Source organism: Actinocatenispora thailandica (genome assembly GCF_016865425.1).
Taxonomy (GTDB): Bacteria; Actinomycetota; Actinomycetes; order Mycobacteriales; family Micromonosporaceae; genus Actinocatenispora; species Actinocatenispora thailandica.
In genome coordinates this window covers 3,129,627-3,154,576 of the sequence record NZ_AP023355.1, presented here as the reverse complement: position 1 = coordinate 3,154,576, position 24,950 = coordinate 3,129,627, and the positions used below count along the sequence as shown (strand labels likewise).

The window sequence follows — 24,950 nt, the reverse complement described above, 5'->3', positions numbered from 1 at the left end:
AGCCGACCGGCCCGCCACACCCGCCGCAGCTCAGCCCGCGTGCCGCCGAGCCGCACGCCGCGCGGCCAACTCGTCACCCGCCGCCGACACCGGCACGTCCACCCCGGCCGCCGGCTCCGCCGGCAACGCCGCAAGCGACCCGCGAATCTCCGAGAACGCACCACCGATCGCGATCCCGAACACACCCTGGCCGCCCTGCAACAGATCGACCACCTCCTCCGGCGAACGGCACTCATACACCGTCGTACCATCGGAAATCAGCGTGATCTGCGCCAGATCGCCCACCCCACGCGAGCGCAACTGATCGATCGCCTTCCGGATGTTCTGCAACGACACACCCGCATCCAGCAGCCGCTTGACGACCTTCAACACCACGATGTCGCGAAACGAGTACAGCCGCTGACTGCCCGAACCCGCCGCCGGCCGCACACTCGGCACCACCAGGCCCGTCCGCGCCCAGTAATCCAACTGCCGGTAACTGATCCCCGCCGCATGGCAGGCGGTCACGCCCCGATAGCCGACATCATCACCGTCCAGCGAGCCGTCCACGGACCCGAACAACACACCCTGGGCCACGCCACCATCGGCCGCATGCTCCCCGGATCGCCGCTCGTCCATGTGACAACCTCCCCGCACCACACTGCCGGGCGCACCGGCCCGACCACGAAGCGTCGCGCCACCCTCGACGGTAGAAACACCGCGGCGCGGGGTCAACCAGCTACCAGAACCCGCGACAACCCGAACCCTATACCGCTGGTTGAGGCCAGCCGGCCGCCCGACGACGCGACACGCCGACAACACCCACCGACCAGCCGGCGGCGCGGCATCGTAACAACCACCGCCGCCTCAGCCGGCGAAATCCTCCGGGCTCACCTGATCGAGAAACTCGCGGAACCGCTCGACCTCGTCCTCCTGCTCGTCCGGAATCACGATGCCCACCGCATCCAGCACCTGCTCCGAACACTGGATCGTCGCGCCCACCCGCAACGCCAACGCGATCGCATCCGACGGCCGAGCCGACACCCGCACCCCGTCACCGATCACCAACTCGGCATAGAACACCGTGTCCTTCAACTCGGTGATCTCCACCAACTGCAACGGAGAACCCAGCGCCGTCAACACATCCCGCAGCAGATCGTGCGTCAGCGGCCGAGCCGGCTTCACCCCCTGCTGCTCGAAAGCGATCGCCGTCGCCTCCACAGCACCGATCCAGATCGGCAGATACCGATCCCCCGAAGCCTCTTTCAGTAGCACGATCGGTTGGTTACCCGGCAACTCCACCCGGACACCCACCACGCTGAGCTCCTGCACCGCCGCCTCCGTCGTTCCCGGACGTCCCCACCCGCACGGCCAACCGGGACCGACACCAACGCCACCGCGCGCATCCGTCAACGCCACGCTCTCGGACCGGGCAGCCAACGAACAGGGAAATCCCGCGTCTCCCTAGCACGGTACACGCCGAACCCGGTCACCGTCCGGCCCCGCCCCAACGGCCCCAACCCGCCACGAACAGGCCCCAACAGGCTGATCGGTCACCCACCCACCGAGCCGCGCAACCCCGCCTGCACCAACGCCGCATGCAGCCGCAACGACAACGCCGCCAACTCCCGCACCGTCTCCGCCGCAGCCGCCCTCGCCTGCGGATTCCGTTGCCGCGCAAGCGGAGCAACCACCTGCTCGAACAACCCGATCTCCCGATCGGCAGCCGACCGGTACGCCCGCAGATGCCGCGCCTGCACACCGAACCGCGCCAGCAGCCCGACGACCTTCGCGATCTCCAACGCGTCGGCGTCGTAGTAACCCGACCGCGCCGACACCAACCCGAACTGCTCCAACTCCCGCAGCTGCGCGTCGTCGATCCCCGCCTGGTCGGCCACCTCCGCCCGAGACAGCCGCACCTCCACCGACGCCGGCCGAAAGTCCCGCGCCGTCGGCAACTGCTCCACCGCCACCAACGGCGGCCGCGACACCACCGCGCCACCCGGCGGCAGCCGCCCCTCGTCCATCGCCGCCAACTGCTCCCGGATCACCCGCAACGGCAGATAGTGATCACGCTGCGCAGTCAGGATGTAGGTCAACCGGGACACGTCGTCCCACGAATACTTCCGGTAACCCGACGGCGTCCGCTCCGGCTCCACCAGCCCCTCGGACTCCAGGAACCGCAACTTCGAAATCGTCGTGTCCGGGAACTCACCCCGAAGATGAGCAAGCACCTCACCGATGCTCATCGCCGCACGCGCCCCATCGGACACCCGCGCCGACGAGCCCTCGGACCCGGCCACTGCGCCCCCTACGCGTCGTCCGCCCTCGGACCGGCGATCAGAACCAACCGGAACTTACCGATCTGTACCTCATCGCCATTGCTCAGGGTAGCCGTCTCGACCCGCTCCCGGTTGACATACGTCCCGTTCAAACTGCCCACATCGCGCACCGCGAACACACCGGCCTCCCGGTGGAACTCCGCATGCCGACGAGACACCGTCACATCGTCGAGGAAGATGTCGCTGTCCGGATGACGACCACTGGTCGTCACATCATGATCCAGCAGGAACCGCGCACCCGCGTTCGGCCCCCGCCGCACCACCAGCAGCGCCGTCCCCGGCGGCAACGACCGCGCCAACCGAGTCGGCACCACCTCGGCCTCGACCGCGCTGTCGAGCATGTCCTCCAGCGCGCCGATGTTCAACGTCGAGGTGACGTCGAGCGGGGGAAACTCGTCGTCGGGCCGGGTCATCGGACCACCTCAAGACCATCGCGATCCTCGGTGGCCCCGCAACCAGCCACCGCCTGCACCGGACGGACCCGACCCACGCCGGAACCAACCAGCAGCCCCAACACTACGCGCGGCCCGGCACCCGCGGCACCTCAGCCTTCGCCGGTGACCTTCCGGTACGCCGCCGCATCCAGCAGCCCGTCCAGCTCCGCCGAATCCGACACCTCGATCTCCAGCATCCAACCCTCGCCGTACGGCTCACGGTTGATCAGGTCCGGCGAATCCCCCAACGCCTCGTTGCGCGCCGTCACCGTCCCCGACACCGGCGAGTACACATCCGAGACGCTCTTGGTCGACTCGATCTCACCCACCGCCTGCCCGGCCGACACCGCCGTGCCCGCCTCCGGCAACTCCACGAACACCACATCACCCAGCGAGTCCTGCGCGAAGTGCGTGATACCCACCCGCACCGAGTCGCCCGAAGCCCGCACCCACTCGTGCTCCGCCGTGTACCGCAGATCGTCGGGAATCACCGCTGTGTCCTCTCAATGCACCAAAGCCGCAGCCGCGGCAACCGGGCCACCCCACCGCCAGCATCCACCGGCGAACCCCGCCAATGTACGACAACCAGCGGCTACGACACCGGGCGGGCATACCGCGGCGCAGCCGCCGACCGGGTCACCGACACTCGCACCACCGACGGCTGCCGCACGCTCACCCGACCACCCGCCTGCCGCACCGTGTCCACCACCCCGCCAGGGATGTTCAACGCCGCCTGCATCGTCGAACCGTCCCCGATCACCGACAACGTCAACGGCGCCGACAACCGGTTCCCGTCCACCGCCACCGCACCACCCGAGGCATCCACGAACGACGTCGACGCCACGATCCGCACCCCGGCACCGGACGACCCCGCCACCTGCATCGCCTCCGCGCCGGCCCCCCGCAACTCCTCCACCGCATCCAGCAGCACGCTCGCCCCCACGCCGTCCTTGCCGGCGGCGAACACCACCGACAACCCCGGCCCCTCCGCCGGCAACGTACCGGCTAGAATGCCCAGATCATCCGCGCGCTGCCGGGCCTCCTTCAACGCCTCCGCCCGGCCCTGCTCGGTGGACGAGATCTGCTGCCGCTGCGAGTTCAACGACGCGATCTCCTGCTGCAACCGCTCCTTGCGCGAATCCAGCGTGTCCAAGATCCGTACCAGATCCTCCTGCCGCGCCCCCGCCAGCGCCTGATCGGAATCGTTGCTGTTGACCTGCACCGCCAGCGCGAACCCCAGCAACGCCACCAGCACCCCGATCAACGCCGCCGACCGGCGCGGCAACCGGTGCGTCCACCACCGCACCGACGGCAACTCCTCCGCACCACCCGCCCGCACCGCGGCACCGCCGGCCGGCCCGTCGTCCCCGGCCTCGGCCCGCATGGGCCCCTCGGCCCCGGACTCCGCCGCGTCCCCAGCGTTGCCTTCCGGGGTCGCGCCCGCCTCCGGGTCCGCCGGGTCCTCCGGACGGTCGGAGGACCCGGCAGACGGCGACGGGCGCCCCGCCTCCGGCCGGCGCCCGACCTCCGCGGGCTCCGCGTCGGGATCGATCGGTTCCTCGTGCTTGGCCATCATCACGCCTTGAACAACGTCTGCCGGATCGCCGCCACGTTCGCGAAGATGCGCATCCCCAACACCACCACCACACCCGTCGACAACTGCGCGCCCACGCCCAACTTGTCACCCAGGTACACCATCAGCGCCGCCACCAGCACGTTCGACACGAACGAGATGACGAACTGCTTGTCGTTGAACTCCTTGCGCAGCCACGCCCGCACCCCGCCGGTGACCGCGTCCAGCGCCGCCACCACCGCGATCGGCAGGTACGCTTGCAGCCCGGTCGGCACCGTCGGCTCCAGCGCGAACCCGACGACCACCCCGATCACCAGCGCGACCAACGCGATCATCGGCCACCCCCGGAACCCGACGCCGACGTCGACGGCGACACCGAAGCACCCGGGCGCACCGGATGCGCGTACCGCAACTGCTGGTCGGCCGCCGCCGGCAGGGTCAACCGCGCCGAGCGCTGCACCGAGAACCCCATCTGATACCGCTTCACGAACCCCTCGTACCGCGCATCCGTCGCCGACGACCCGAACCGGTCACCCATCGACCCCGGCCCGATCACCGTGATCTTGTACGGGCTGCTCACCGGTCGGAAGTCCACCAGAATCGCCTCCCCCGCGGTGCGGATCGTCGAGGTGGCACCCAACCGCTGCCCGTCGATGGCCACCGCCTCCGCCCCATCGCGCCACAGCTCGTTCACCACCTCCTGGATGTCCACATCCAGCACCCGACCCAGGTTCTCCGAACTCTCCTTGCCGGTCACCGGATCCTTCGGCGGCGGCGCATCGGTCAACGTCACCGTCAGCCCCGGCCCCCGCACCCGGTCCAGGCCGTTCGCCGCCTCCAAGGCGTGCAACCGGGCGGCCTCGTCGCCACCGGCCAGCGACAGCGCCTGGTCGCGCTGGTTCGACACCTGCTCCCGCAGCCGATCCGCCCGCCGCTGCAACGCATCCGTCTCCGCGCGCTGGCTCTTCACCGCACCAACGAGCTGGTCGTGGGTGCGATGCGACTCCGGCTCCGCGGCCACCGCATGCCGGTAGGTCACCGCCACCAGCACCCCGAACAGCAGCGCCATCGCCGCCGTACCGGCCTTGCCCAGCCGTCGCGCCGACGGACGCTGCGGCCCCTCCCGGCGCCGCTTCTCCGCCGCCGCCGCATAACCCGGCTCCAGCGAGGTCTCGTACAGCCGGGCGAGCAGGTCGGCACCGAACGCCTTGCCCCACGTCTTGCCGGTCGGGCCCGGCCCGGACGGTTCGCCCTTCGGCGGCTCCACCGCGTCGCTCACCGCAGGCTCCGCCTCGCCGCGCGCACCACCTGCGCCGCCTGGATCAGGTACAGCACCCCGGCGTACCAGTACAGCGCCGCGCCCCACAGCGCCAGCGCCCAACCCACCGGCAACGCGACCGCCTGCACGACCCCGCCGACCGTGGCGAGCAGCAGTACCGGGAACGAGAACATCAACACGAACGTCGCCGTCTTGCCCAGGTAGTGCACCTGCAGCGACTGGTACCCGTGGTACCAGAGCACCGGGATGGACAGTGCCACCACCGCCTCCCGGGCGACCAGCACCGCGGTCAGCTGCCACGGCACCGCGCCGGAGACCGTCAGGGCGAGCACCGTGACGACGATGTACGCCCGGTCGGTGATCGGATCCAGCAGCTGGCCGAGGCGGGTGACCTGGTTGAGCCGGCGCGCCAGCTGGCCGTCGACCCAGTCGGTCGAGGCGCCGACCGCCAGGACCACCAGCGCGGCGATCGTCTCGTGCGCGACCAGCAGGAGGTAGACGAACAGCGGCACACCCGCGAGCCGGATCAGGCTGACCAGGTTCGGCAGCGTGAAGACCCGGTGCGACACGACCTGACCCGTACCGGCCGCGACCGATGAGGTCGACACCGACCGGCGCGCCATCTGGCCTCCCCTCCGCGGCCGTCCCGGCCCTGCTCGTGGCCAAGACCCGGGGCGCGCCCGGCTGGACGCCCCGCTCCCCCAGTTAGCGACGCCATCGTAGCCGTGCCGGGCGGCCGGTCACGCGTGCGGTGCTGTCGGCGCGACACCGGTAGGTGTGGTGCGGGGCACTACGCCTCAAAGCTTCCTAGGTAGCTGGACGGATACGGAAAGGGGATGATGGCAGTGAGATGGGCTCGTGATCGCCGGCCAGCCGGAGGCCACCGGCACCGCAACCGGACCAAGCGCATCGACGGGTGTCCCCGGCGGACTATCGGGACGCGGCTACGCTACGCTGTGATGGCCGCGGCAGCGCGGCCTCGGGACGTGGCGCAGCTTGGTAGCGCACTTGACTGGGGGTCAAGGGGTCGTGGGTTCGAATCCCGCCGTCCCGACAGTTCCTCGATGCCCCTCCACCAGCGGAAACGCTGATGGAGGGGCATCTGTCGCTGAGCGCGGCTGCGCCGGTCCCGGTCAGTCCGCAGCGACGTCGAAGATCACGTCGTAGCGGTCACCGCGATAGCGCGAGCGCCCCCATTCGATCACCCGCCCCGCCTCGTCGTACGCGGTGCGTTCGATCAGGAACGACGGCAGCCCGGTCGGTGCGTCCAGCAGCGCCGCATCGGTCTCCGCCAGACCGACGACCGACACCCGGTGAGCCGCGCGATGCACCCGCACCCCCCACCGTTCGGCGAGCACGCCGTAGAGCGAGACGTCGTCGGAGATCAGGTCGGCCAGACCGGGAAACCGGGTCGCCGGCAGCCTGGTCTGTTCCACCGCCATCGGAACCCCGTCGGCCGAACGGAGCCGATCGAGGGTCACGACCGGATCCCCCGCGCCGATGCGCAGCCGTTCGGCCACCAGCATGCTCGCCGAGTGCTCCCGTACCGAGACGACCCGGGCGCCGGGCACCATCCCACGGCGCCGCATGTCGTCGCTGAACGAGCCCGCCGTCGTCCCGTGAGACAGCCTCGGCTCGGCGACGAACGTGCCGGTGCCCCTGGCGCGGCGGACCAGTCCGCGGACGGCAAGGTCGTCGATCGCCTGCCGGACCGTCATCCGGGCCAGGCGGAACCGCTCGGCGAGCGAACGTTCCGACGGCAGCAGGGTGCCCGGCGGCTGGTGCGCCACCATCGCTTCGAGGATCTCGCGCAGCTGCTCGCCCTTGGCCCGGCCAGCATCCAGCGACTCGGGCAGCTCGATCGCCGGGAACCTGTCGTGCCGGGTGCGGGCCATCGTCGGTGCTCCTCCGGTACTCAGGCGTCGCCGAGCCGGACCCGGCCGGCATAGCGGGCGAGCAGCGCGGCGTTGCGCTCCTCGTTTCCCGGCGCGTTGAGCGACCGGTACACCGGGGGCGGCGACCCGGCCGCCAGGTACCGGCCGGCCACCTCCGCGACCAGCAGGTTGACCGCCAGCACGCCGGTGAGGCTGGACAGCGGGCCGACCCGGTCGCCACCGGGCAGCTCGACGGCCGCATCGCCGTACGGAGCGCAGTTGTCGACGACCACGTCGGCGAGATCGGCCAACCGCTGCCCGCTCGGGTGCCGCGGGGTGATGGCCCGGGTGTGCGCCATCGAGGTGATCGCCACCAGCCGGTGGCCGCGCCCCTTCGCCAGCTGGGCCATCTCCACGATGGCGGCGTTGCCACCGGAGTGGGACGCGACGACGAACACGTCCGCCGGTTCGATCCGGGCCAGCTTCCAGATCCGCTCCGCCAGCCCGGTCTCCCGCTCCACCAGCGGATCGAGGATGTCGTCCGGCTGCGCGTCGCCGTAGTAGACGACGTCTCGGATGCCCAACTGGTTCGCCGGTACCAGGCCACCGGCCCGGCCGGCCAGCTCCAGCGCGATCGCCCGGGAGTGGCCGGTACCGAAGGCCTGCAGCACTCCCCCGTCCAGCAGCGCCGACGCGACCACCGCAGCGGCCCGGGTGATCGCGTCGCGCTGGGTGCCGAGGAACCGGTCGATCGTGGCCCGGGCCACCTCGGCGTAGGCGTCCTGATCGATCACTGGTGCGCTCCGTCCAGGTCGGTGAGCAGGTCGGCGGCGATCCCGGCGAGCCGTTCGCCGGAGCCGGGGGCCGCCGCGGCGGCAAGCACCTCGTACCGCGCTCGGCGGTACGCGTCGCGAGTGGGCAGGTAGCCCGGGTAGCCGTTCGCGTAGCCGAGCACCGCGGTCGGTCCCGGCCGGGACCGGCGGATCGTCTCCCCCAACGCGAGGAAGGGTTCACCGGGCAGCGCGGCCACCGCCAGCGCGCCGATGCGTGCCACCGCCACCTCGGCCTCGATCTCGTGCTCGGGCCCGTCGATCGTGCTGGCGAGCCGGGCGCCGGTCAGGTCGCCCTCCGCGATGCGCACCGTGGCCGGGTCGCCGCCGTGCCGGGCCGCCGCCACCGCCTCGGTGGCCGCGGCGATCATCGCCTGCCGGTCGGCCGCCGACGACGGTTTGGGGGTCAGCAGCGTGCGCCGGGCCCGCCCGTCCCACCGATCGGCAGCGCCCCAGGCGGGCACCGCTGGTCGGGCGAGCTCGGCAAGGCAGTGGTCGGCCACCGCGGCGGCCAGCCGCTTCAGTTCGGCGCCGCCGTGGCCGCGGCGGGTGTGCCGGGTGCTGATGTCACCGGCGGTACCGGTGGCCACGGCCACCCAGATGTCCGGGCCGAGCCGCTCGGCCAGCGCGGCCCGGACCGCGCCGACCAGGTCGGCGCTGACCAGCAGATTGTCGGCGGACAGCACGGTCGGGTGGACGGGAAGCACGACCAGCAGCCCGGCGCGGTCGCCAGCTGTGTCGAGCACCTCGACGAGATCCAGCGGTACCCGCGCGTCGGTGGCCGCCTCGCTGCGCACCGAGCCCACATCGGTCAGGATCCCGGTGCGCCAGCGGCCGACGCTGTCGGCCTCCGCCCGTACCGCCCGGTCGACGACACCCGCCACGGCCGCCGGGATCGACCTCGACCAGGGCGGCGGGGTCGCGGTACCGCCCGGCACGCAGCCGGTCTCCGGCCCGGAGTGGGTGTGGCTGGCCGCCAGCCACAACGCGTCGACCCCGGTGACCGCCGCTCGTGCCGCGGCGACCACGTCGGCGTTGACGCAGATCAGGTCGGCCAGGACGAGGGCGAGCCGGTGATGCCCGTCCGACCAGGTCAGGGCGCTGAGCTGGAGCGGATCCCGGGTGCCGGCCGAGACGCCGACGCGGCCGGCGTAGCCGCCCATCGGGGTGGGTTCGGTGACCGGGAGCGGCACCGCGGCGAAGCCGGTCCTCATCGCGTCACCACCCGCAGCAACCCGACGTACGGGCCGAGGTCGGTACTGGCGGCGAGCGCGGCGGCGCCGTCCAGACCGTCGCCCGCCGGCGGGTGCAGGCGCGCCGACGGGCGCCGGGCGTGCAACGCGGCGGCGAACCGCTCCCGCAGCCCGTCGTGCTGCAGCAGCCGGCCGGTCCAGGAGACGTCGTCGCCGCCGGCCGCGGCGGTGGTCGCGGCCAACTCGGCGGCGGCGGTGTCGACGATCGCCGCGGCCACCGGGTCGGAGTCGGACAGTTCCAGCACGTGCCGGGCGAAGCCGGCCACCTGGGCCACCCGGTCGTCGGCCGGGTAGAGCCGCTCGGGGAGCCGGCCGAGGTCGCCGAAGACCTCGGTGGCCCTGCGGGTCAGCGGGCCAGGCTCGGTGCGCCCGTCGTACCCGCGCAGGGCGGCGTCCAGGCCACGGCGACCGACCCAGAAGCCGCCACCGGCGTCGCCGTACAGGTAGCCGCCGCCGTCGACGGTGTGGCAACGCCCGTCGGCGCTCAGCCCCAGGGCGATGGCGCCGGTACCGGCGGCGAGGACCACGCCAGGGCACATGCCGAGCGCTCCGGCGTGCGCGGTCACCACGTCGCCGCCGAGCAGTACGCGATGCGCGGCGAGCCGGTCCAGCAGTCCGTCGGCCAGCGCGCGGTAGCCGGCGTCGCCGCCGAGCACGCTGGTCAACCCCACGCACACCGAGCCGACCGTGGCGTCCGGCGCGACCGCCCGCCACGGTCCGGTCAGCCCGTCGAGAGCGGCAGCGGAGCCGGACTCCGCGCCGTAGGTCAGCCCCGGGCCATCCCGCCGGGCGACCAGCCGGCCGCGCCGCACCACGCCGACCCGCACGCCGGTCTGACCGGCGTCGATCGCGACATCCACCGTCTCGGACACCACGACATGCTATTACTGGTCTAGACCAAAAACCAGCGGTGGACGGCTGCCACCTGGCCGGTCGCCGGCTCTGACGGAATCCCGTGCGGTGCACGGTCGATGCGGACCAGTCCGGCGATCGGCTCCAGGCCGGGAGCGCTCAGCGGTCGAGCAGCCGGTGCAGCGCGTCCAACTGGGCCCGGACCAGCGCGTCGAGTTCGGCCGGCGGCAGCGCGTCGACGTGCTGCAGGGACCACTCGTCCATCGCCTGCAGGACGGCGAGAGCCAGCGCGGACTGCAGCGACGCCGGCAGGTCGGTACGCACCACGCCGGCGGCGCGGCCGGCCGCCAGCGCCGCGGCCAGCCAGCCGTCGATGGCGGCGCGCAACCTCGACAGCGCACTGCCCGGCCCGTTCGGTGCGTCGGCCAGGTAGAACAGGGCCCACAACATCCGGCCCTCCGGCTCGTCGATCTCCGCCAGCGCCGCGACCAGCTCGTCGATCCTGGTCCAGAAGTCCGGCCCGGCCAGCCGGTCGGGTGCGGGTACCGGCAGCGCCGCGAGCAGCCGGTGTGCCGCGTCCAGCACGGTGGCGTCGAACAGCGCTTCCTTCGAGTCGAAGTAGTGGTAGAAGGAGCTCTTGCTCATCCGGCAGGACCGGATGATGCGGTTCAGCGAGGCGCCCTGGTAGCCGGCGCCGGCGAACTCCCGGGCCGCCGTGGCCAGAAGCGCCTGCCGCCGCTTCGGCGGCAGGACTCCGGTCTCGGCACCCCGCATGGCTCCCCCTCGACGACCCGACCGGTCAGGCGGTACGCGACAGCGCCCGGCGGGCCGCCGCGTCCGGGTCCGGCCGGCCGTCCAGCAACTGCCGGATCGGCTTCAGCACCGTACGGATGCTCAGCAGCCGGGCCGCCACGTCGCGACCCACGGCGAACGCCGTACCGCTGCGGAACATCATCTTCGCCAACGACCGCGAGTTGTCCTGTGCCGCCTCCACCCGCGGCCGCTGGACACCCTCGTACGCCTCCAGCAGGGTGGCCAGGTTCGCCCGGTCGGCATGGCGCAGCAGCCGGGACAGCACCCACGCCGACTCCATCGCCATCCCGGCGCCGATCCCGGCCGTGGGCAGGAAGCCGGCGGCGGCGTCACCGAGCAGCACGGTGTGGCGGGTCACCCAGCGGCTGGCGCGCACGTCCCGCATCGGCCAGTAGTACGGGTCGTCGGCGTCGAGTACGGCGCGCAGCGCCCGCCGGGTCCGGGCGGTCGGGGCATGCAGCCGCCGCTGCACTTCGGCCACGAAACGCTCCGGGCCGTCGGCGGTCACCGCGTCGGGCCCGCCGAGGAACACCCCGATCCGGTCCAGCACCGGGTAGCTGCCGAGGAAGAACCCGGCGCCCCACAGCTCCTCGCCGAGGTCCTGCTCGTCGTCGGCCGGTGCCCACGCCACCCAGCCGCCCCAGCCGGTGTTCAGCCCGCCGACCGGACCGGCGCCGACCAGCTCGCGCGTTGCGGAGCCGATCCCGTCGGCCACCACGACCAGGTCGAACTCGTACTCGACCGCGTCCTCGCCCGGGTCGAACCGCACCGTGACCGCGTCGCCGGCCTCGGTGAGCGCGGCGACCGTGGTGCCGGGCGAGACCGGGCAGTCCGCGCCGGACAGCACGTCGAGCAGGCCGCCGCGGCTGATGCCGCGGTAGTCGCCGTAGTCGGCGAGCAGCTCGCCCATCGAGTCGGTGCGCACCGCGCGGCCGGTGTGCGCGCACAGCCGGTACCGCCCGAACGGGATGCCGTTCTTCCGGTACTCCGGCCACAGGTCCAGCTCCTCGAACACCGGGGTGACCATCGGCATCAGCGCCAGCATGTAGCCCTCGGCCCCGCCGGTGGCGGACCGTTCGATCAGCACCGGGTGCAGACCGTGGTGCCGCAACAGCCGTGCGGTCGTCACACCGGCGACACCGGCGCCGACCACCAGGACGCGCAGCGGGTCGCGCCGGGTCTCCTGGTACTGGGTCGCCGGGTCGATCGAGCGCAGCATGGCGGCTCCCTCTCCTGAAACACTGCTTGTGGACCAACTGGTCCACAGAGAGCCTAGCATTCTGTGGACCAGCTGGTCCACAGAATGATCGAGGCGCCGTCGAACCGCGCGAGCCAGCCGGAACCGGGCCGGCTGCCCGGGTCGGGGAGGGCCAGGCCGCCGCCGACCCGCTCCACGGCCCGCGGACCAGGGACGGCGACCGGCGCCGACCGCGCAGCGTCGTTGGGCCGGACACTCCCCCGCATAGCGACTACGATCCGTACTCATGGAGGTACTCATCGTCGGGGCCGGCAGCATGGCCCGAGGCATCGCCACCCGCCTGCTCGCCGGTGGGCACCAGGTCCGCATCGCGGCCCGCAACCACGACGCGGCCCGTACCCTCGCCGCCGAGCTCGACGGCGACGCCACCGGCGAACCGATCGGCTCGTTCGGCGCCGCCTCGGTCGTCGTGCTCGCCCTGCCGTACCCGGCGACCCGGATGGTCGCCGAGCGGCTGGCCGGCGAGCTGGTCGGCCGGGTGGTCGTCGACATCGCGAACCCGGTCAACATCGGCACCTTCGACGACCTCGTCACGCCACCCGGAATCTCGGCCGCCGAACAGGTCGCGAAGGCGGCACCGGGCGCCAAGGTGGTCAAGGCGTTCAACACCACGTTCGCGGTGAACCTGACCGGCGGCGGTCCGCTGGACGTGTTCATCGCCGGCGACGACGAGACCGCCTGCACCCAGGTAGCCGCGCTCACCGCCGACGGCGGGATGCGGCCGATCCTGGTCGGCGGCAGCAAGCACGCGTACACCCTGGAGTCGTTCCAGCTGCTGCACATGAAGGTGCAGGACCAGATCGGCGGGAACTACGCCACCTCGCTGGAACTCGACCGCCGGCAGTGACGGCCCGCAGTGGCCAGGCTCAGCCGGTGACGCGCAGATCGGCCAGGGCCGCCCGGTGGTCGCTGCCGCCGGTGTCGGCCACCGACGCGTCGGTGGCCGACAGTCCCCGGTAGAGCACCTGGTCCGGACGCGTCATCGGGAACCGGGACGGCCAGGTGAAGCCGAACCCGCTGCCCGCGGCGCGCTGCGCGTCGGTCAGTGGCGGGCTGAGCTGGCGCAGCGCCCGATCGGTCGTCGCGGTGTTCAGGTCGCCGAGCAGCAGCAGGTGCGACGACCGGTCGGCCCGTACCGAGTCGGCGAGCCGGCTCAGGGTGTGGTCCCGGCTGCCGTCCTCCCCCGGCCGGATCGAGCCAAGATGCGCCACGTACACCCGGACCTGCCCGTGATCGGTGCGCACGTCGGCGCGCAGCGCGCGGTTCCAGCCGAGGCCGAGGTCGACCGGCGCCCCGTCCCTCACCGGGTACCGGCTCCACAGCCCGACCGTGCCCACCCGCAGCTGATGCGGGTACGTGTCGTCGAGCAGCCGCGCGGCATCGTCGTTCGCGAGTTCCTGCACCGCGACCAGGTCGGGATGCAGCGCCACCAGCCGTCGTACGGTCGAGGCCGGGTCCGGGTTCGCCGCGTCCAGGTTCTGGGTCGCCGCTCGCAGCTGCCCGTCGCCACCACCCCGGGGCAGCAGCACCGGCCCGAACATCACCGCCCACCCGACCACCGGCACCAGCAGCGCGACCGCACCGAGCCGGGAACGGGTCGCGAGCGCCAGCAGCCCGGCCGGGATCACCAGCAGCCCGAGCCAGGGCAGGAAGCTGTCCACCACGGTACCGAGGCCGTCCCCGTCGGGTACCAGCCGGTGGCCGACCAGCAGCGCGGCAACCAGCAGGGCGGCCAGGACGGCCGGGACGTCACGCAGCCCGGCCCGGCGCCGCCCCGGTGCCGGGCGGCGCAGCGCGGCTCGACCGCTCACCGGCGTCCCGCATCCGGGTCAGCACTCATCGCACCATCATGACCGGTACCGGGGGTGATCCGTGCGCGGACCCGGGTAGCCGGGAACGGGCCGGACGATCCACGTCCGGCCCGCCGCCACGGTCGTTCAGCCGGTGACCGGGCTGAGCTTGTCCGCCGCCGGGTCGATGATCAGGACCGGCCGGCCGGCGTGCTGCGAGACCTCGGCGACCACGCTGCCGCCCAGCAGCCCGTGCAGGCCGGTGTGCGACGAGGACCCGATCACCACCGCCGGGGCGGCCAGCTTCACCGCCCGGTCCAAAATCAGCCGGGCCACCTCCGGATGCGTACCGGTGCTGGCGGCGATCTCGCCGTCGGCGCTCACCCCGGCAGCGCGCAGCTCGGCGAGTCGTTCGGCGAGCAGTCGCTGCGCGTCCGCGTCGCCCTCCAGCGCCACCGCGGCGTCGCCGACCACCTCGGTCTCCCGCACGTGCAGCAGGTGCACCGACAGGCCACGCCGCGCGGCCACCTCGGCGGCGTGCCGCACCACCGCGGTACCGGCCGGGCCGGCGTCCACCGCGACGAGCAGCCGACCGGCGTCGGCCGGGCTCGGTGCCGGCTCCTCCGGCTCGTCCACCCTGGCGAGCACCTTGCGCCCGCTGGCGAGGACCAGGATCCCGATGACCACGCAACCGGCACCGACGTAGAACGGCAGGTTCGGACTGATGTTCTCGCCGAGCTTGCCGGCCAGGAACGGCGCGATCGCGCCGCCGATGAACCGCACGAAGCTGTACGCCGCGGAGGCCACCGGCCGCTCCACCGGAGCCGCCTTCATCACGGCCTGGGTGATCAGCGTGTTGTTGATGCCCAGGAACAGACCTGCGATGATCACCGCGAGGATCAACGTCAGCTTCGACTGGGTGCCGACACCCATCACGACCAGTGTCAACGCGATCAGGCCCTGCACGACGTACAGCGTCTTGACCGTGCCGAACCGCACCTGCAGCCGCGGCGCCACGAACACCGAGGTGACCGCGAGGCACAGCCCCCAGCCGAAGAACACCAGTCCCAGCTGGTGCGCCGACAGCCCCATCGGGAACGGCGTCCACGCCAGCAGCGTGAAGAACCCGTAGTTGTAGAACAGCGCGGTCAGGGCGGTGGTCAGCAGTCCCCGGTGCCGCAGCGCCTTGAACGGGTCCGCGAGCGACGAGCGGTGGGCGGGTTTGGGCGAGGTCGGCAGCAGCGTGACGACGGCGATGAACGCGATCGCCATCAGTACCGCGACGCCGATGAACGGGCCACGCCAGCTGATGCCCCCGAGCAGCCCGCCGAGCAGCGGTCCGACCGCGATGCCCACGCCCAGCGCCGCCTCGTACAGGATGATCGCGCCGCCGACGCCGCCGGACGCGGCGCCCACGATCACCGCGAGGGCGGTGGCGATGAACAGCGCGTTGCCCAGTCCCCAACCGGCGCGGAAGCCGATGATCCCGTCGACGCCGTTGGCCGATCCGGCCAGCGCGCTGAACACCACGATCAGCACGAGGCCGGCGAGCAGGGTGCGCTTGGGGCCGATCCGGCTCGACACCCAGCCGGTGATGATCATCGCTACGCCGGTGACCAGCATGTAGCTGGTGAACAGCAGCTCGACCTGGCTGGGGTTGGCGTGCAGGTCCTTGGAGATCGCCGGCAGGATCGGGTCGACGAGCCCGATGCCCATGAAGGCGATCACACACGCGAACGCGACCGCCCACACGGACTTCGGTTGGCGGAGGATGCTGCCGCCCTCGCCATGACTCATTTGTGATCTACCTTTCGCCAGGTTAGGAGGAGTTTGTCGAGCGCCGGGATCGCCTGGGCGAGCGCGGCCCGGTCGCTCCCGTCGAGCTGGTCCAGCCGGCTCGCCAGCGCGGCGGTGCGCTGCTGCCGGACGCTGCGGAGCGTGTCGCGACCGGCCTCGGTGAGCTCGATGGTCACGACCCGCTGGTCGTGCGGGTCCGCACCGCGCACCACGGTGCCGTCCTCGACCAGGCGGCGCAGCAGGGCGGTCATCGTGGGCTGCGCCACCCGGGCGACCTCGGCGAGCTCGCTGACCCGTTTCGCGCCGTCCCGGTCCAGGGTGGCGAGCACCGCGGTCACGGTCGGGCTGGCGGCGTGGTCCACGGTGCGGCGCAGCGCGTGCGTCAGGTCACCCAGCCGGCCGGCCAGCTCGGCCGCCAGCTCCTCGGTCGCCACGGAATTCATATCCATAGCCTAACTATGTTTCTGGCCGGATGACCGCCGCTGTGAGCGGAGTAACGCCGTCGAACGGGTCGCCGAGTGATCCGCCGGCACCCGGGCGAGGTGCCACCGGATGCCCGCTGCCTGCCGCGCGCGGTGCGGCAGGCAGCGACGCGGTGCGGTCCGGGTGCGGCGCGGCGCGGTCCGGGTGCGGCGCGGCGCGGTCCGGGTGCGGCGCGGCGGGCAGCAACGCAGCGCGGTGCCGGTCCGGGGTGCGGCGCGCGGTCAGGCCGTGCGACGCAGCAGCGCGAGGAACATCGCGTCGGTGCCGTGCCGGTGCGGCCACAGCTGCACCGTCGGCCCGGCACCCAGCTGCGGCATATCGGCGCCGAGCGCCGGCCGGGCGTCGACCGCGACCAGCGGTACCGGCGGGTCGGCGAGCAGCGCGGCCACCTGCTCGCGGGTCTCGGCCGGGTGCGGCGAGCAGGTCACGTAACCCACCAGGCCACCCGGGCGTACCGCCCGGCAGGCCGCGGCGAGCAGCGCACGCTGCAGCTCGACCAGATCGGCCAGATCGGCCTCGGAGCGCCGCCAGCGCGCCTCCGGACGCCGGCGCAACGCTCCCAGCCCGGTGCACGGCGCGTCCAGCAGCACCCGGTCGAACCCGCCGACCGGCAGCTCTGGCCGCTCCCCCACCGTTCGGCCATCGGCATGCAGCACGGTCACCGGCAGCCCGGCCACCGCAGCCCGCACCAGCTCGGCCCGGTGCTCCGCCGCCTCGACCGCCGTCAGCCGGCCGCCGCGGGCCGCGACCAGCGCGCCCAGCAGGGCCGCCTTGCCCCCCGGGCCGGCGCACAGATCCAGCCAGGCCGCGTCCGGGCCGTCCAGCGCCGCACCGGCCAGTGCGGCAGCCACCAGCTGGCTGCCCTCGTCCTGGACCCGCGCCAGCCCGTCGCGCAGTTCCGGCAGCTCACCGGGAGCGCCGCCGGGCAGGTACACCGCGTACGGCGAGTAGCGACCCGGCTCGCCCCCGACCCGGCGGGCCAGCCGGGCCGCGTCGATCGCGCCCGGGCGGGCGGCCAGGTGCACCACCGGCCGGTCGTTGTCGGCGGCCAGCGCCGCCCGCAGCTCGGCGCCCGCGGCGCCCACCCCGGGATCGGCCCCCGCCGACCCGACCTCCGCGTCGGGGGCGCATCGGCACCGCCGGGCGCGGCACCCGGCCCACCGTCGCTGCCGGGCGCGGCACCCGGCCCGCCGTCGCCCGCGGCGTCCGACGTCGCGGCGGCGGGAGCATCCAGCGCGGCGGCGAAAGCCCGGACGATCCACTTCGGGTGCGCGTACCGCACGGCGAGCGCGCCGATCGGGTCGGTGCCGGCGTCCGGAGCGATCCGGTCCAGCCAGCCGTCCAGGTCGGCGCCGGCGACCCGGCGCAGTACCGCGTTGGCGAAGCTGGCCGAGCCGGCCCCGGCGGTGGACCGGACCAGGCCGACCGTGGTCGACACGGCGGCATGCGCCGGCACCCGGGTGTACAGCAGCTGGTAGGCGCCGAGCCGCAACGCGTCCCGAACCGTGTCGTCCATCTTGGCCAGCGGGCGGTTGGACCCGGCCGCGAGCACCGCGTCCAGGGTGCCGGTCGCACGCAGGGCCCCGTAGCACAGCTCGGTCGCGAACGCGGCGTCCCGGCCGGTCAGCGACCAGTCCGCGAGCAGCTTCGGCAGCACCAGGTTCGCGTACGCGTCGTGCTCGTGCACCTGGCGCAGCACCTCGTACGCCGCCCGCCGGGCCCGGTCGACCGGCTTCGCCCCGGCCACCGGCCGCACCGGCGCGGGCCGGGGTGCGCCGCGCCGGCGAGGACGCGGCGGCTTACCGCCGCGGCGCCGATGCGGGCCGCTCACGATCGCTCCCCGGTGCGCGCGGCCCGGATCTCGTGGCGCGCCGGGACTCGCCCCGTCGGGTACCGCCGGCTCACGCGAACCGGTCCCCGGGTGACACCCGGGCGCCACGCGCCCAGTCGGTGGCGGCCATCGGCTTCCTGCCGGCCGGCTGCACCCGATCCAGGCGCACCGCGGAGGACGCCGTACCCACCCGCACCTCGGTGCGCCGCACGGCGAGTTCGCCGGGCGCCAGCGCCGCGTCGGCGCCGCCCAGGCCCACCGGCAACACCTTGATCCGCTCGCCCCGGAAGGTGGTCCACGCGCCGGGCGCCGGGGTACACGCGCGCACCCGGCGATCCACCGCGAACGCCGGGTCGTCCCAGCGCACCCGGGCGTCCTCGACCGTCACCTTCGGCGCCATGCTGATCCCGTCGGCCGGCTGCGGCACCGCCCGCGCGGTGCCGTCCTCGATCGCGTCCAGCACCGCCACCAGCAGCCCGGCACCCGCGATCGACAGCCGAGACAGCACGTCGCCGGAGGTGTCGGTGGGCCGCACCTGTTCGGTGAGCGAGCCGTACACCGGGCCGGTGTCCATCCCCTTCTCCAGCTCGAACACGCTCGCCCCGGTCACCTCGTCGCCGTGCAGCAGCGCGTGCTGCACCGGCGCCGCGCCGCGCCAGGCCGGCAGCAGCGAGAAGTGCAGGTTGACCCAGCCGTGCGCGGGGATGGCCAGCGCGGTCTGCGGCACCAGCGCGCCGTAGGCCACCACCGGCACGCAGTCCGGCGCGGTGTCGCGCAGCCAGTCGAGGAACTCCTCGTCCGAGGGCCGGCGGGGCGTCCGGACCTCGACGCCGTGCTCGTCCGCCCAACTCGCCGCCGGCGAGCGCAGGACCCGGCGGCCGCGGCCGGCGCGCGCGTCCGGCCGGGTCACCACCCCGACCAGCTCGTGCCGCGAGGCGGCGATCGCGGACAGGCTCGGCACCGCCACCTCGGGCGTACCGGCGAAGACGAGGCGCACGTCGGGTTCCTCTCAGCCGAGCCGGCCGTGGATGTGGTGCGGGCTGACCTTGACCGCCGGGGCGGCCCCGGCGGCCCAGTCGGCGTCGCGGATCGCGCGCATCGCCTCCCGCCGGGTCGCCGGGTCGAGGCGGTCGACGAACAGCACCCCGTCCAGGTGGTCGGTCTCGTGCTGGAGGCAGCGCGCCATCAGCCCGCTGCCCACCACCTGCACCGGGTCCCCGTACGCGTTGAAGCCCTGGGCGATCACGTTCTGCCGGCGCCGGGTGTCGAAGTACAGGCCGGGTATCGACAGGCAGCCCTCCGGGCCGTCCTGCTCGTCGTCGTCCGGGAAGTCCAGGCCCGGGTTCACCAGGTGCCCGCTGACCCGGCCGTCCGGTCCGGGCACGTCGAACACGAACACCCGGGCCGACACCCCGATCTGCGGCGCCGCGAGGCCCGCGCCGCGCTCCTCGGCCAGCGTGCGGGACAGGTCCCGCACCAGCGCCCGCACTTCCGCGTCGAAGCTCACCACCGGCTCGCACTCGGTGCGCAGGACCGGGTCGCCGAACAGCCGCAGCGCCCGCACCCGCGCGTCGGCCAGGTCCGTCGCCGCCAGCTGCATCGAGCCGGTGACCACCGCAGTCGACGGGCGCGGCTCGACCCGCTCGACCGGGGCCGCCTCGGTGTGGGTAGCCGGATCGGTGGCCGGAGCCGGCGCCGACGGCTCAGCAGGTGCGCTCACGACGCGGTCCCCTCCCACCGACGACGATCATCGGCACCAGTCTACGGACCGCCACCGGCATCCCGTGACCAGCCGCCGGCACGCGCCGGCTAGAGCAGGTCCAGCGGGTCGACCTGAACCCGGACCGGGTCGGCGCCCTTGCGGGCGCTGCGTACCGCCGTGGCGGCGCGCAGCGCCAGCGCGAGCGCCGGCGCCTGCGGGCGCGGCACCCGCAGCAGCAGCCTTTCCCGCTCCGGCGCGTCGGGGGCCGCCCGGGGGGTCGCGACCGGCACCGGGCCCAGCTCGTCGGTACCGTCCGGCAGCGTCGCCGCGGCCAGCAGCTCGGCGATCGCGGGGGCGGTACCGGTCAGGCTCGCCATCCGTACCGCCGGTGGGAACCCCAGCGCCCGCCGGTCGGCCAGCTCGCGCTCGGCGAAGCCGGCCGCGTCGAACCGCACCAGCGCCTGCACCACCGGCACCGAGGCGTCGGCGACGACCACCACCCGGCCGCCGGCGTCGGCCGGCCGGGCCAGCACCGCCGCGGCGAGCCAGCGACGCAGCGTCTCCTCCGCGGCACGCAGGTCGGCGCGGGTCAGCAGCGCCCAGGAATCCAGCAGCAGCACCGCGCCGTACCCGTCGGCGGCGACCGGCTCGGCGCCCGGGGTGCTGACCACCACGGCAGGTTCGGCGTCGACGGCGGCGAGCACCCCGTCGCGACCGGAGGTGCGCACCACCGCGCCGGGAAACGCCCGACCCAGCTCCTCGGCGGTACGCCGGGCGCCGATCACGGCGGCCCGCAGCTCGCGGCCACCGCACTCAGGGCACCGGTACCCGCCGGCGGTGTGGCCGCACCACCGGCACACCGGGAACCCGCCCGCCGCCGGTACGGCCAGCGGGCCGGCGCACTGCGGGCACCGGGTCCGGGCCCGGCACCGCTGGCACACCACCACCGGCAGGTAGCCACGACGCGGCACCTGCACCAGTACCGGCGCGCCGGCGGCCAGCGCCTCCCGAGCGGCGCGGACCGCCACGCCGGGCAACCGGGCCGCCGCGGCGGACGGGTCGCGGGAGAGCTGGAACTCGTCGCCGGTGGCGATCACCCGCGGCGCGGCGGCGCGCAGGGCGGCCCGGTCGGCGGTGATCGGTTTGGCCCAGCCGGTGGCGAGCAGCAGCTGCGCCTCGGCGCTGCGCGCGTACCCGGCGAGCAGCGCCGCGGCACCGGTCTGCTGCGCGCGGGTGAGCAGCACCTCGCGGGCGTGCGGGTACGGCGCATGGTCGTCGGCGTGCAGGTCGTCGCCATCGTCGAAGATCGCCACCAGGCCCAGCGCGGGCACCGGCGCGAACATCGCAGCCCGGGTGCCGATCACCACCGGCACCTCGCCGCGCACCGCGCGCAGGAACCGCCGGTACCGCTGTTCCGGGCCGAGCGAGGCGGCGATCGCGACGTGCCGGCCGGCGCCGAGCCGGTCGGTCAGCGCGGCGTCGAGCCGGTCCAGGTCACGCGCGTCGGGCACCACCGCGAGGCCACCCCGGCCGCCGGCCGCGACGGCGGCCAGCGCGTCGGCGAGCCGGGCCGCCCAGTCGTCACCGGGTAGTGCGGTGAGCACCGCCCGGGGGGCCCGCCCGTCGGCGAGCGCGCGCAGGAACGCCGGCCCCGCCGGGTACCCGCGCCAGCCGGCACCGTCCGGTTCCGGCAGCGGGCCGGTCGGGGCGGGTTCGGGCGCGGCCCGCTCCGCCCGGGCGTGCCGCGGTGGTACCGCGAGCCGCAGCACGTCGGCGAGGGTCCCGCCGTACCGGTCCGCGACGGCCCGCGCCAGCTCCACCACCTCCGGCGCCAGCACCGGCACGGCCGACACGACGCGCTCCAGGAAGCCGAGCCGGCCGGTGAAGTCGGTGTCGGCGACCCGGGCGAGGACGAACCCGTCGGCGAGCTGCCCACCGAACCGGACCCGGACCCGGCAGCCCGGTACCGCCGTGTCGGCGAGTTCGGCCGGCACCAGGTAGTCGAACGGCCGGTCCAGGTGAGCGAGCCCCACGTCGACGGCCACCTGCGCCACCGGCAGCTCGTCGGCCGCGGTCGGGGTCCGGGCGGGCCGGCGAACCGGTGCGCGGCGGGCCGGCGCGCGGGCGGTCGGGCGTTCCGGCGGGGTGGGCGCGCCGGGCAGCGGCAACGTCGGGTCCTGGCTCACCCTGCAGTCCTACCTCGCCGACGTCGGTGCGCCGGCACGCACCGGGGCGTGTCCCGGCGGACAGCCGTGGACACGCCCCGAATCGCGGGTGGCGCGGAGGAACTCGTGCGGGGTCGAGCCCGCACGGTCGTTACTTGGTGGCCGCGGACTTCAGCTCGTCGACCCGGTCGGTGTGCTCCCAGGTGAACTCGTCCAGCTCCCGACCGAAGTGGCCGTACGCGGCGGTCTGCGAGTAGATCGGCCGAGCCAGGTCGAGGTCGCGGATGATCGCGGCCGGGCGCAGGTCGAACACCTCCGACACGGCCCGCTCGATCCGGTCCACCGGCACCGTGTTGGTACCGAAGGTCTCGATGAACAGGCTGACCGGCTGCGCCTTGCCGATCGCGTACGCCACCTGCGCCTCGCACCGGTCGGCGAGACCGGCGGCGACCACGTTCTTCGCCACCCAACGCATCGCGTACGCCGCGGACCGGTCGACCTTGGACGGGTCCTTGCCGGAGAACGCGCCGCCGCCGTGCCGGGCGTAGCCGCCGTACGTGTCGACGATGATCTTGCGGCCGGTGAGGCCGGCGTCGCCCATCGGGCCGCCGATCTCGAACCGCCCGGTCGGGTTGACCAGCAGCCGGTAGTCCTCGGACTCCAGGTCGAGCTCGGCCAGCACCGGGGTGATCACGTGCTCGCGGACGTCCGGGGTCAGCAGCGACTCCAGGGAGATGTCCGGCGCGTGCTGGCTGGAGACCACCACGGTGTCCAGCCGGACCGGGCGGAACCCGTCGTACTCGATGGTGACCTGGGTCTTGCCGTCCGGCCGCAGGTAGGGAATCGTGCCCTCGTGCCGCGCCACCGACAGCCGGCGTGACAGCCGGTGCGCGAGCGCGATCGGCAGCGGCATCAGCTCGGGCGTCTCGGTGCAGGCGAAACCGAACATCATGCCCTGGTCGCCAGCGCCCTGCTGGTCCAGCGAGTCCTCGCTCGCGCCGGCCCGCGTCTCGTACGCGGTGTCGACGCCGACCGCGATGTCCGGCGACTGGGCGCCGATCGACACGCTCACCCCACACGAGGCCCCGTCGAAGCCCTTCTTCGACGAGTCGTACCCGATCCGCAGGATCGTGTCGCGCACGATGCGCGGAATGTCGGCGTAGGCCTCCGTGGTGACCTCACCGGCCACGTGCACCTGACCGGTGGTGATCAGCGTCTCGACCGCGACCCGGCTGCGCGGGTCCTGCGCGATCAGGGCATCGAGAACCCCGTCGCTGATCTGGTCAGCGATCTTGTCCGGATGGCCTTCGGTGACCGACTCCGATGTGAACAAGCGGCGTGCCATCGTACTCCTCGGAGTGTGCGATTTGATGAACGGCGAGTCTAGCCGGACGACGCCGAGATGAACTCACGGGTGGCCAGGCCGCACGATCTGACCTTGAGACTACTCACGCCCGGCGGCCAGGCCCAGCTTTCCCGAGCCGGGAAACGACCAGGTCCAGCACCCGGTCGGCCAGTTCGACCTTGTCCATCTCGGTCAGCTCGGTCCGCCCACCGTCGGCGTCGAGCACCGTGGCGGCGTTGGTGTCGGTACCGAAACCGCGATCCGGGCCGACCTCGTTGGCCACGATCAGGTCGACGCGCTTGCGGGCCAGCTTCCCGGCCGCGTTGTCGAGCAGGTCGTCGGTCTCCGCGGCGAACCCGACGAGCACCTGTCCGGGTCGCTTCGCGGCCCCCAGCTCGGCCGCGATGTCGGGGTTGACCGCCAGTTCCAGCGGCGGCACGGTGCCACCCGGGGACTTCTTGATCTTGCTGGTGGACGGGTGTGCGGGGCGGAAGTCCGCCGGCGCCGCGGCGAACACCATCGCGTCGGCGTCACCGACCGCCAGCAGCGCCTGGCGCAGCTGCTCGGTGGTCTCGACCCGCACCAGCTCGACCCCGGCCGGCGTCGGCAACGCGACGTTCGCCGCCACCAGGGTCACCCGGGCGCCGCGGGCCAGCGCCGCCCGGGCGAACGCGTACCCCTGCTTGCCGCTGGAACGGTTGCCGATGAACCGGACCGGATCCAGGTACTCCCGGGTACCGCCGGCGCTGACCACCACGTGCCGGTCGGTCAGGTCGCCGCGCCGCTGGTCCCGGCCGGCCAGCACCGCCTCGACCACCTCGTACAGCGCGGCCGGGTCCGGCAGCCGCCCCTTGCCGGTGTCCGGGCCGGTCAGCCGGCCGACGTCGGGTTCGACCACGATCGCGCCCCGGGACCGCAGCGTCGCCACGTTCGCCACGGTCGCCGGATGCTGCCACATCTCCGTGTGCATCGCCGGCGCGAACACCACCGGCCCGCGGGCGGCGAGCAGGGTCGCGGTGAGCAGGTCGTCGGCCCGGCCCGCGGCGGCCCGGGCCAGCAGGTCCGCGGTGGCCGGGGCGACGATCACCAGGTCGGCCCGCTGCCCCAGCTCCACGTGTTCGACCCCCGGTACGTCGTCGAACACGCCGGTGTGCACCGGTTGGCCGGACAGCGCCTCCCAGGTCGGCGCGCCGACGAACCGCAACGCCGCCGGCGTCGGTACCACCCGGACCCGGTGACCGGCCTCGGTGCAGCGCCGCAGCAGCTCACACGCCTTGTACGCGGCGATACCGCCGGCGACACCCAGCACGATGTTTCGGCTCATACCGCACACTCAACCGCACCGACCGG

The 24,950-nt window shown here is 73.7% G+C and carries 24 protein-coding genes, 1 tRNA gene and 1 pseudogene; 2 read left to right on the top strand and 24 right to left on the bottom strand.

The window, feature by feature from the left end:
* Window positions 1-30: 30 nt before the first annotated feature.
* From Athai_RS13995 to clsA, 9 genes are all read right to left on the bottom strand, one after another.
* A complete protein-coding gene (locus Athai_RS13995) occupies window positions 31-618 on the bottom strand; it encodes a MerR family transcriptional regulator (protein ID WP_203961888.1) in 588 nt (195 codons plus the stop codon).
* A gap of 228 nt (window positions 619-846) precedes the next feature.
* A complete protein-coding gene (locus tag Athai_RS13990; protein WP_203961887.1) occupies window positions 847-1,311 on the bottom strand; it encodes a bifunctional nuclease family protein in 465 nt (154 codons plus the stop codon).
* A 221-nt stretch (window positions 1,312-1,532) separates the two neighbouring features.
* A complete protein-coding gene (gene ftsR / locus Athai_RS13985) occupies window positions 1,533-2,228 on the bottom strand; it encodes a transcriptional regulator FtsR (protein WP_203961886.1) in 696 nt (231 codons plus the stop codon).
* A gap of 62 nt (window positions 2,229-2,290) precedes the next feature.
* A complete protein-coding gene (gene odhI / locus Athai_RS13980; RefSeq protein WP_203961885.1) occupies window positions 2,291-2,734 on the bottom strand; it encodes an oxoglutarate dehydrogenase inhibitor Odhl in 444 nt (147 codons plus the stop codon).
* 131 nt (window positions 2,735-2,865) lie between these two features.
* Window positions 2,866-3,246 carry a glycine cleavage system protein GcvH gene (gcvH, locus tag Athai_RS13975; RefSeq protein ID WP_203961884.1) on the bottom strand — a complete coding sequence of 127 codons (381 nt, stop codon included), beginning with the start codon at window positions 3,244-3,246 and terminating at the stop codon, window positions 2,866-2,868.
* Between the two features lie 101 nt (window positions 3,247-3,347).
* The gene (locus Athai_RS13970; RefSeq protein WP_203961883.1) at window positions 3,348-4,328 is read right to left on the bottom strand and encodes a DUF881 domain-containing protein; all 981 of its coding nucleotides are present in this window, start codon (window positions 4,326-4,328) and stop codon (window positions 3,348-3,350) included.
* A 2-nt stretch (window positions 4,329-4,330) separates the two neighbouring features.
* The gene (locus Athai_RS13965; protein ID WP_203961882.1) at window positions 4,331-4,663 is read right to left on the bottom strand and encodes a small basic family protein; all 333 of its coding nucleotides are present in this window, start codon (window positions 4,661-4,663) and stop codon (window positions 4,331-4,333) included.
* Window positions 4,660-5,607 carry a DUF881 domain-containing protein gene (locus tag Athai_RS13960; RefSeq protein ID WP_203961881.1) on the bottom strand — a complete coding sequence of 316 codons (948 nt, stop codon included), beginning with the start codon at window positions 5,605-5,607 and terminating at the stop codon, window positions 4,660-4,662. The genes Athai_RS13965 and Athai_RS13960 overlap by 4 nt, the downstream gene beginning before the upstream one ends.
* Entirely contained in the window at window positions 5,604-6,215 is a 612-nt protein-coding gene (clsA, locus tag Athai_RS13955; protein WP_420829830.1) for a cardiolipin synthase ClsA, read from the bottom strand. The genes Athai_RS13960 and clsA overlap by 4 nt, the downstream gene beginning before the upstream one ends.
* A gap of 372 nt (window positions 6,216-6,587) precedes the next feature.
* Between clsA and Athai_RS13950 the strand changes: the two genes are divergently transcribed.
* A tRNA-Pro gene (locus tag Athai_RS13950) sits at window positions 6,588-6,661 on the top strand.
* 79 nt (window positions 6,662-6,740) lie between these two features.
* Here Athai_RS13950 and Athai_RS13945 read toward each other — a convergent pair.
* The 6 genes from Athai_RS13945 to Athai_RS13920 all read right to left on the bottom strand — a co-directional run bounded on the left by Athai_RS13945 (window position 6,741) and on the right by Athai_RS13920 (window position 12,448).
* Window positions 6,741-7,502, bottom strand: a complete 762-nt coding sequence (locus tag Athai_RS13945; protein WP_203961879.1) for a GntR family transcriptional regulator — start codon at window positions 7,500-7,502, stop codon at window positions 6,741-6,743.
* A gap of 20 nt (window positions 7,503-7,522) precedes the next feature.
* On the bottom strand, window positions 7,523-8,275 hold the full coding sequence (locus tag Athai_RS13940) for a sugar isomerase domain-containing protein (protein WP_203961878.1): 753 nt from the start codon (window positions 8,273-8,275) through the stop codon (window positions 7,523-7,525).
* On the bottom strand, window positions 8,272-9,525 hold the full coding sequence (locus Athai_RS13935; RefSeq protein WP_203961877.1) for a hypothetical protein: 1,254 nt from the start codon (window positions 9,523-9,525) through the stop codon (window positions 8,272-8,274). The genes Athai_RS13940 and Athai_RS13935 overlap by 4 nt, the downstream gene beginning before the upstream one ends.
* Entirely contained in the window at window positions 9,522-10,436 is a 915-nt protein-coding gene (locus tag Athai_RS13930) for a BadF/BadG/BcrA/BcrD ATPase family protein (RefSeq protein WP_203961876.1), read from the bottom strand. The genes Athai_RS13935 and Athai_RS13930 overlap by 4 nt, the downstream gene beginning before the upstream one ends.
* A 139-nt stretch (window positions 10,437-10,575) precedes the next feature.
* The gene (locus tag Athai_RS13925; RefSeq protein WP_203961875.1) at window positions 10,576-11,190 is read right to left on the bottom strand and encodes a TetR/AcrR family transcriptional regulator; all 615 of its coding nucleotides are present in this window, start codon (window positions 11,188-11,190) and stop codon (window positions 10,576-10,578) included.
* A gap of 25 nt (window positions 11,191-11,215) precedes the next feature.
* Window positions 11,216-12,448: an FAD-dependent oxidoreductase gene (locus Athai_RS13920; RefSeq protein ID WP_203961874.1), complete on the bottom strand. Its 1,233-nt coding sequence runs from the start codon at window positions 12,446-12,448 to the stop codon at window positions 11,216-11,218.
* Between the two features lie 265 nt (window positions 12,449-12,713).
* Here Athai_RS13920 and Athai_RS13915 point away from each other — a divergent pair, with 265 nt between their 5' ends.
* A complete protein-coding gene (locus tag Athai_RS13915; RefSeq protein ID WP_203961873.1) occupies window positions 12,714-13,334 on the top strand; it encodes an NADPH-dependent F420 reductase in 621 nt (206 codons plus the stop codon).
* A gap of 19 nt (window positions 13,335-13,353) precedes the next feature.
* On the opposite strand, the gene Athai_RS13910 is transcribed toward Athai_RS13915, so the two are convergent.
* From Athai_RS13910 to coaBC, 9 genes and pseudogenes are all read right to left on the bottom strand, one after another.
* A complete protein-coding gene (locus Athai_RS13910) occupies window positions 13,354-14,298 on the bottom strand; it encodes an endonuclease/exonuclease/phosphatase family protein (RefSeq protein ID WP_239156920.1) in 945 nt (314 codons plus the stop codon).
* Between the two features lie 126 nt (window positions 14,299-14,424).
* Window positions 14,425-16,074 carry an MFS transporter gene (locus tag Athai_RS13905; protein ID WP_203961872.1) on the bottom strand — a complete coding sequence of 550 codons (1,650 nt, stop codon included), beginning with the start codon at window positions 16,072-16,074 and terminating at the stop codon, window positions 14,425-14,427.
* Window positions 16,071-16,523 carry a MarR family winged helix-turn-helix transcriptional regulator gene (locus Athai_RS13900; RefSeq protein WP_203961871.1) on the bottom strand — a complete coding sequence of 151 codons (453 nt, stop codon included), beginning with the start codon at window positions 16,521-16,523 and terminating at the stop codon, window positions 16,071-16,073. The genes Athai_RS13905 and Athai_RS13900 overlap by 4 nt, the downstream gene beginning before the upstream one ends.
* A 255-nt stretch (window positions 16,524-16,778) precedes the next feature.
* Window positions 16,779-18,388 (bottom strand): annotated as a pseudogene (locus Athai_RS35265) (RsmB/NOP family class I SAM-dependent RNA methyltransferase).
* A 70-nt stretch (window positions 18,389-18,458) separates the two neighbouring features.
* Window positions 18,459-19,385, bottom strand: a complete 927-nt coding sequence (gene fmt / locus Athai_RS13885) for a methionyl-tRNA formyltransferase (RefSeq protein WP_203961869.1) — start codon at window positions 19,383-19,385, stop codon at window positions 18,459-18,461.
* Between the two features lie 12 nt (window positions 19,386-19,397).
* Complete coding sequence (def, locus tag Athai_RS13880) at window positions 19,398-19,988, bottom strand: peptide deformylase (protein WP_203965676.1); 591 nt, start codon at window positions 19,986-19,988, stop codon at window positions 19,398-19,400.
* A 209-nt stretch (window positions 19,989-20,197) separates the two neighbouring features.
* On the bottom strand, window positions 20,198-22,135 hold the full coding sequence (locus tag Athai_RS13875) for a primosomal protein N' (protein WP_203965674.1): 1,938 nt from the start codon (window positions 22,133-22,135) through the stop codon (window positions 20,198-20,200).
* 271 nt (window positions 22,136-22,406) lie between these two features.
* The gene (gene metK / locus Athai_RS13870) at window positions 22,407-23,600 is read right to left on the bottom strand and encodes a methionine adenosyltransferase (protein WP_203961868.1); all 1,194 of its coding nucleotides are present in this window, start codon (window positions 23,598-23,600) and stop codon (window positions 22,407-22,409) included.
* A gap of 103 nt (window positions 23,601-23,703) precedes the next feature.
* Window positions 23,704-24,924 (bottom strand): bifunctional phosphopantothenoylcysteine decarboxylase/phosphopantothenate--cysteine ligase CoaBC, encoded by a 1,221-nt coding sequence (coaBC, locus tag Athai_RS13865; protein WP_203961867.1) that lies wholly within the window; start codon window positions 24,922-24,924, stop codon window positions 23,704-23,706.
* Window positions 24,925-24,950: the final 26 nt, after the last annotated feature.

Excerpts from the sequence above, each read along its gene's own strand:
- Athai_RS13915 (WP_203961873.1), top strand. The coding sequence starts at position 12,714 with ATGGAGGTACTCATCGTCGGGGCCGGCAGCATGGCCCGAGGCATCGCC.
- Athai_RS13920 (WP_203961874.1), bottom strand. The coding sequence starts at position 12,448 with ATGCTGCGCTCGATCGACCCGGCGACCCAGTACCAGGAGACCCGGCGC.
- Athai_RS13995 (WP_203961888.1), bottom strand. The coding sequence starts at position 618 with ATGGACGAGCGGCGATCCGGGGAGCATGCGGCCGATGGTGGCGTGGCC.
- Athai_RS13935 (WP_203961877.1), bottom strand. The coding sequence starts at position 9,525 with ATGAGGACCGGCTTCGCCGCGGTGCCGCTCCCGGTCACCGAACCCACC.
- metK (WP_203961868.1), bottom strand. The coding sequence starts at position 23,600 with ATGGCACGCCGCTTGTTCACATCGGAGTCGGTCACCGAAGGCCATCCG.
- def (WP_203965676.1), bottom strand. The coding sequence starts at position 19,988 with ATGCAGCTGGCGGCGACGGACCTGGCCGACGCGCGGGTGCGGGCGCTG.
- Athai_RS13900 (WP_203961871.1), bottom strand. The coding sequence starts at position 16,523 with ATGGATATGAATTCCGTGGCGACCGAGGAGCTGGCGGCCGAGCTGGCC.
- Athai_RS13945 (WP_203961879.1), bottom strand. The coding sequence starts at position 7,502 with ATGGCCCGCACCCGGCACGACAGGTTCCCGGCGATCGAGCTGCCCGAG.
- Athai_RS13970 (WP_203961883.1), bottom strand. The coding sequence starts at position 4,328 with ATGGCCAAGCACGAGGAACCGATCGATCCCGACGCGGAGCCCGCGGAG.
- Athai_RS13925 (WP_203961875.1), bottom strand. The coding sequence starts at position 11,190 with ATGCGGGGTGCCGAGACCGGAGTCCTGCCGCCGAAGCGGCGGCAGGCG.
- Athai_RS13905 (WP_203961872.1), bottom strand. The coding sequence starts at position 16,074 with ATGAGTCATGGCGAGGGCGGCAGCATCCTCCGCCAACCGAAGTCCGTG.
- ftsR (WP_203961886.1), bottom strand. The coding sequence starts at position 2,228 with ATGAGCATCGGTGAGGTGCTTGCTCATCTTCGGGGTGAGTTCCCGGAC.
- coaBC (WP_203961867.1), bottom strand. The coding sequence starts at position 24,924 with ATGAGCCGAAACATCGTGCTGGGTGTCGCCGGCGGTATCGCCGCGTAC.
- Athai_RS13965 (WP_203961882.1), bottom strand. The coding sequence starts at position 4,663 with ATGATCGCGTTGGTCGCGCTGGTGATCGGGGTGGTCGTCGGGTTCGCG.
- odhI (WP_203961885.1), bottom strand. The coding sequence starts at position 2,734 with ATGACCCGGCCCGACGACGAGTTTCCCCCGCTCGACGTCACCTCGACG.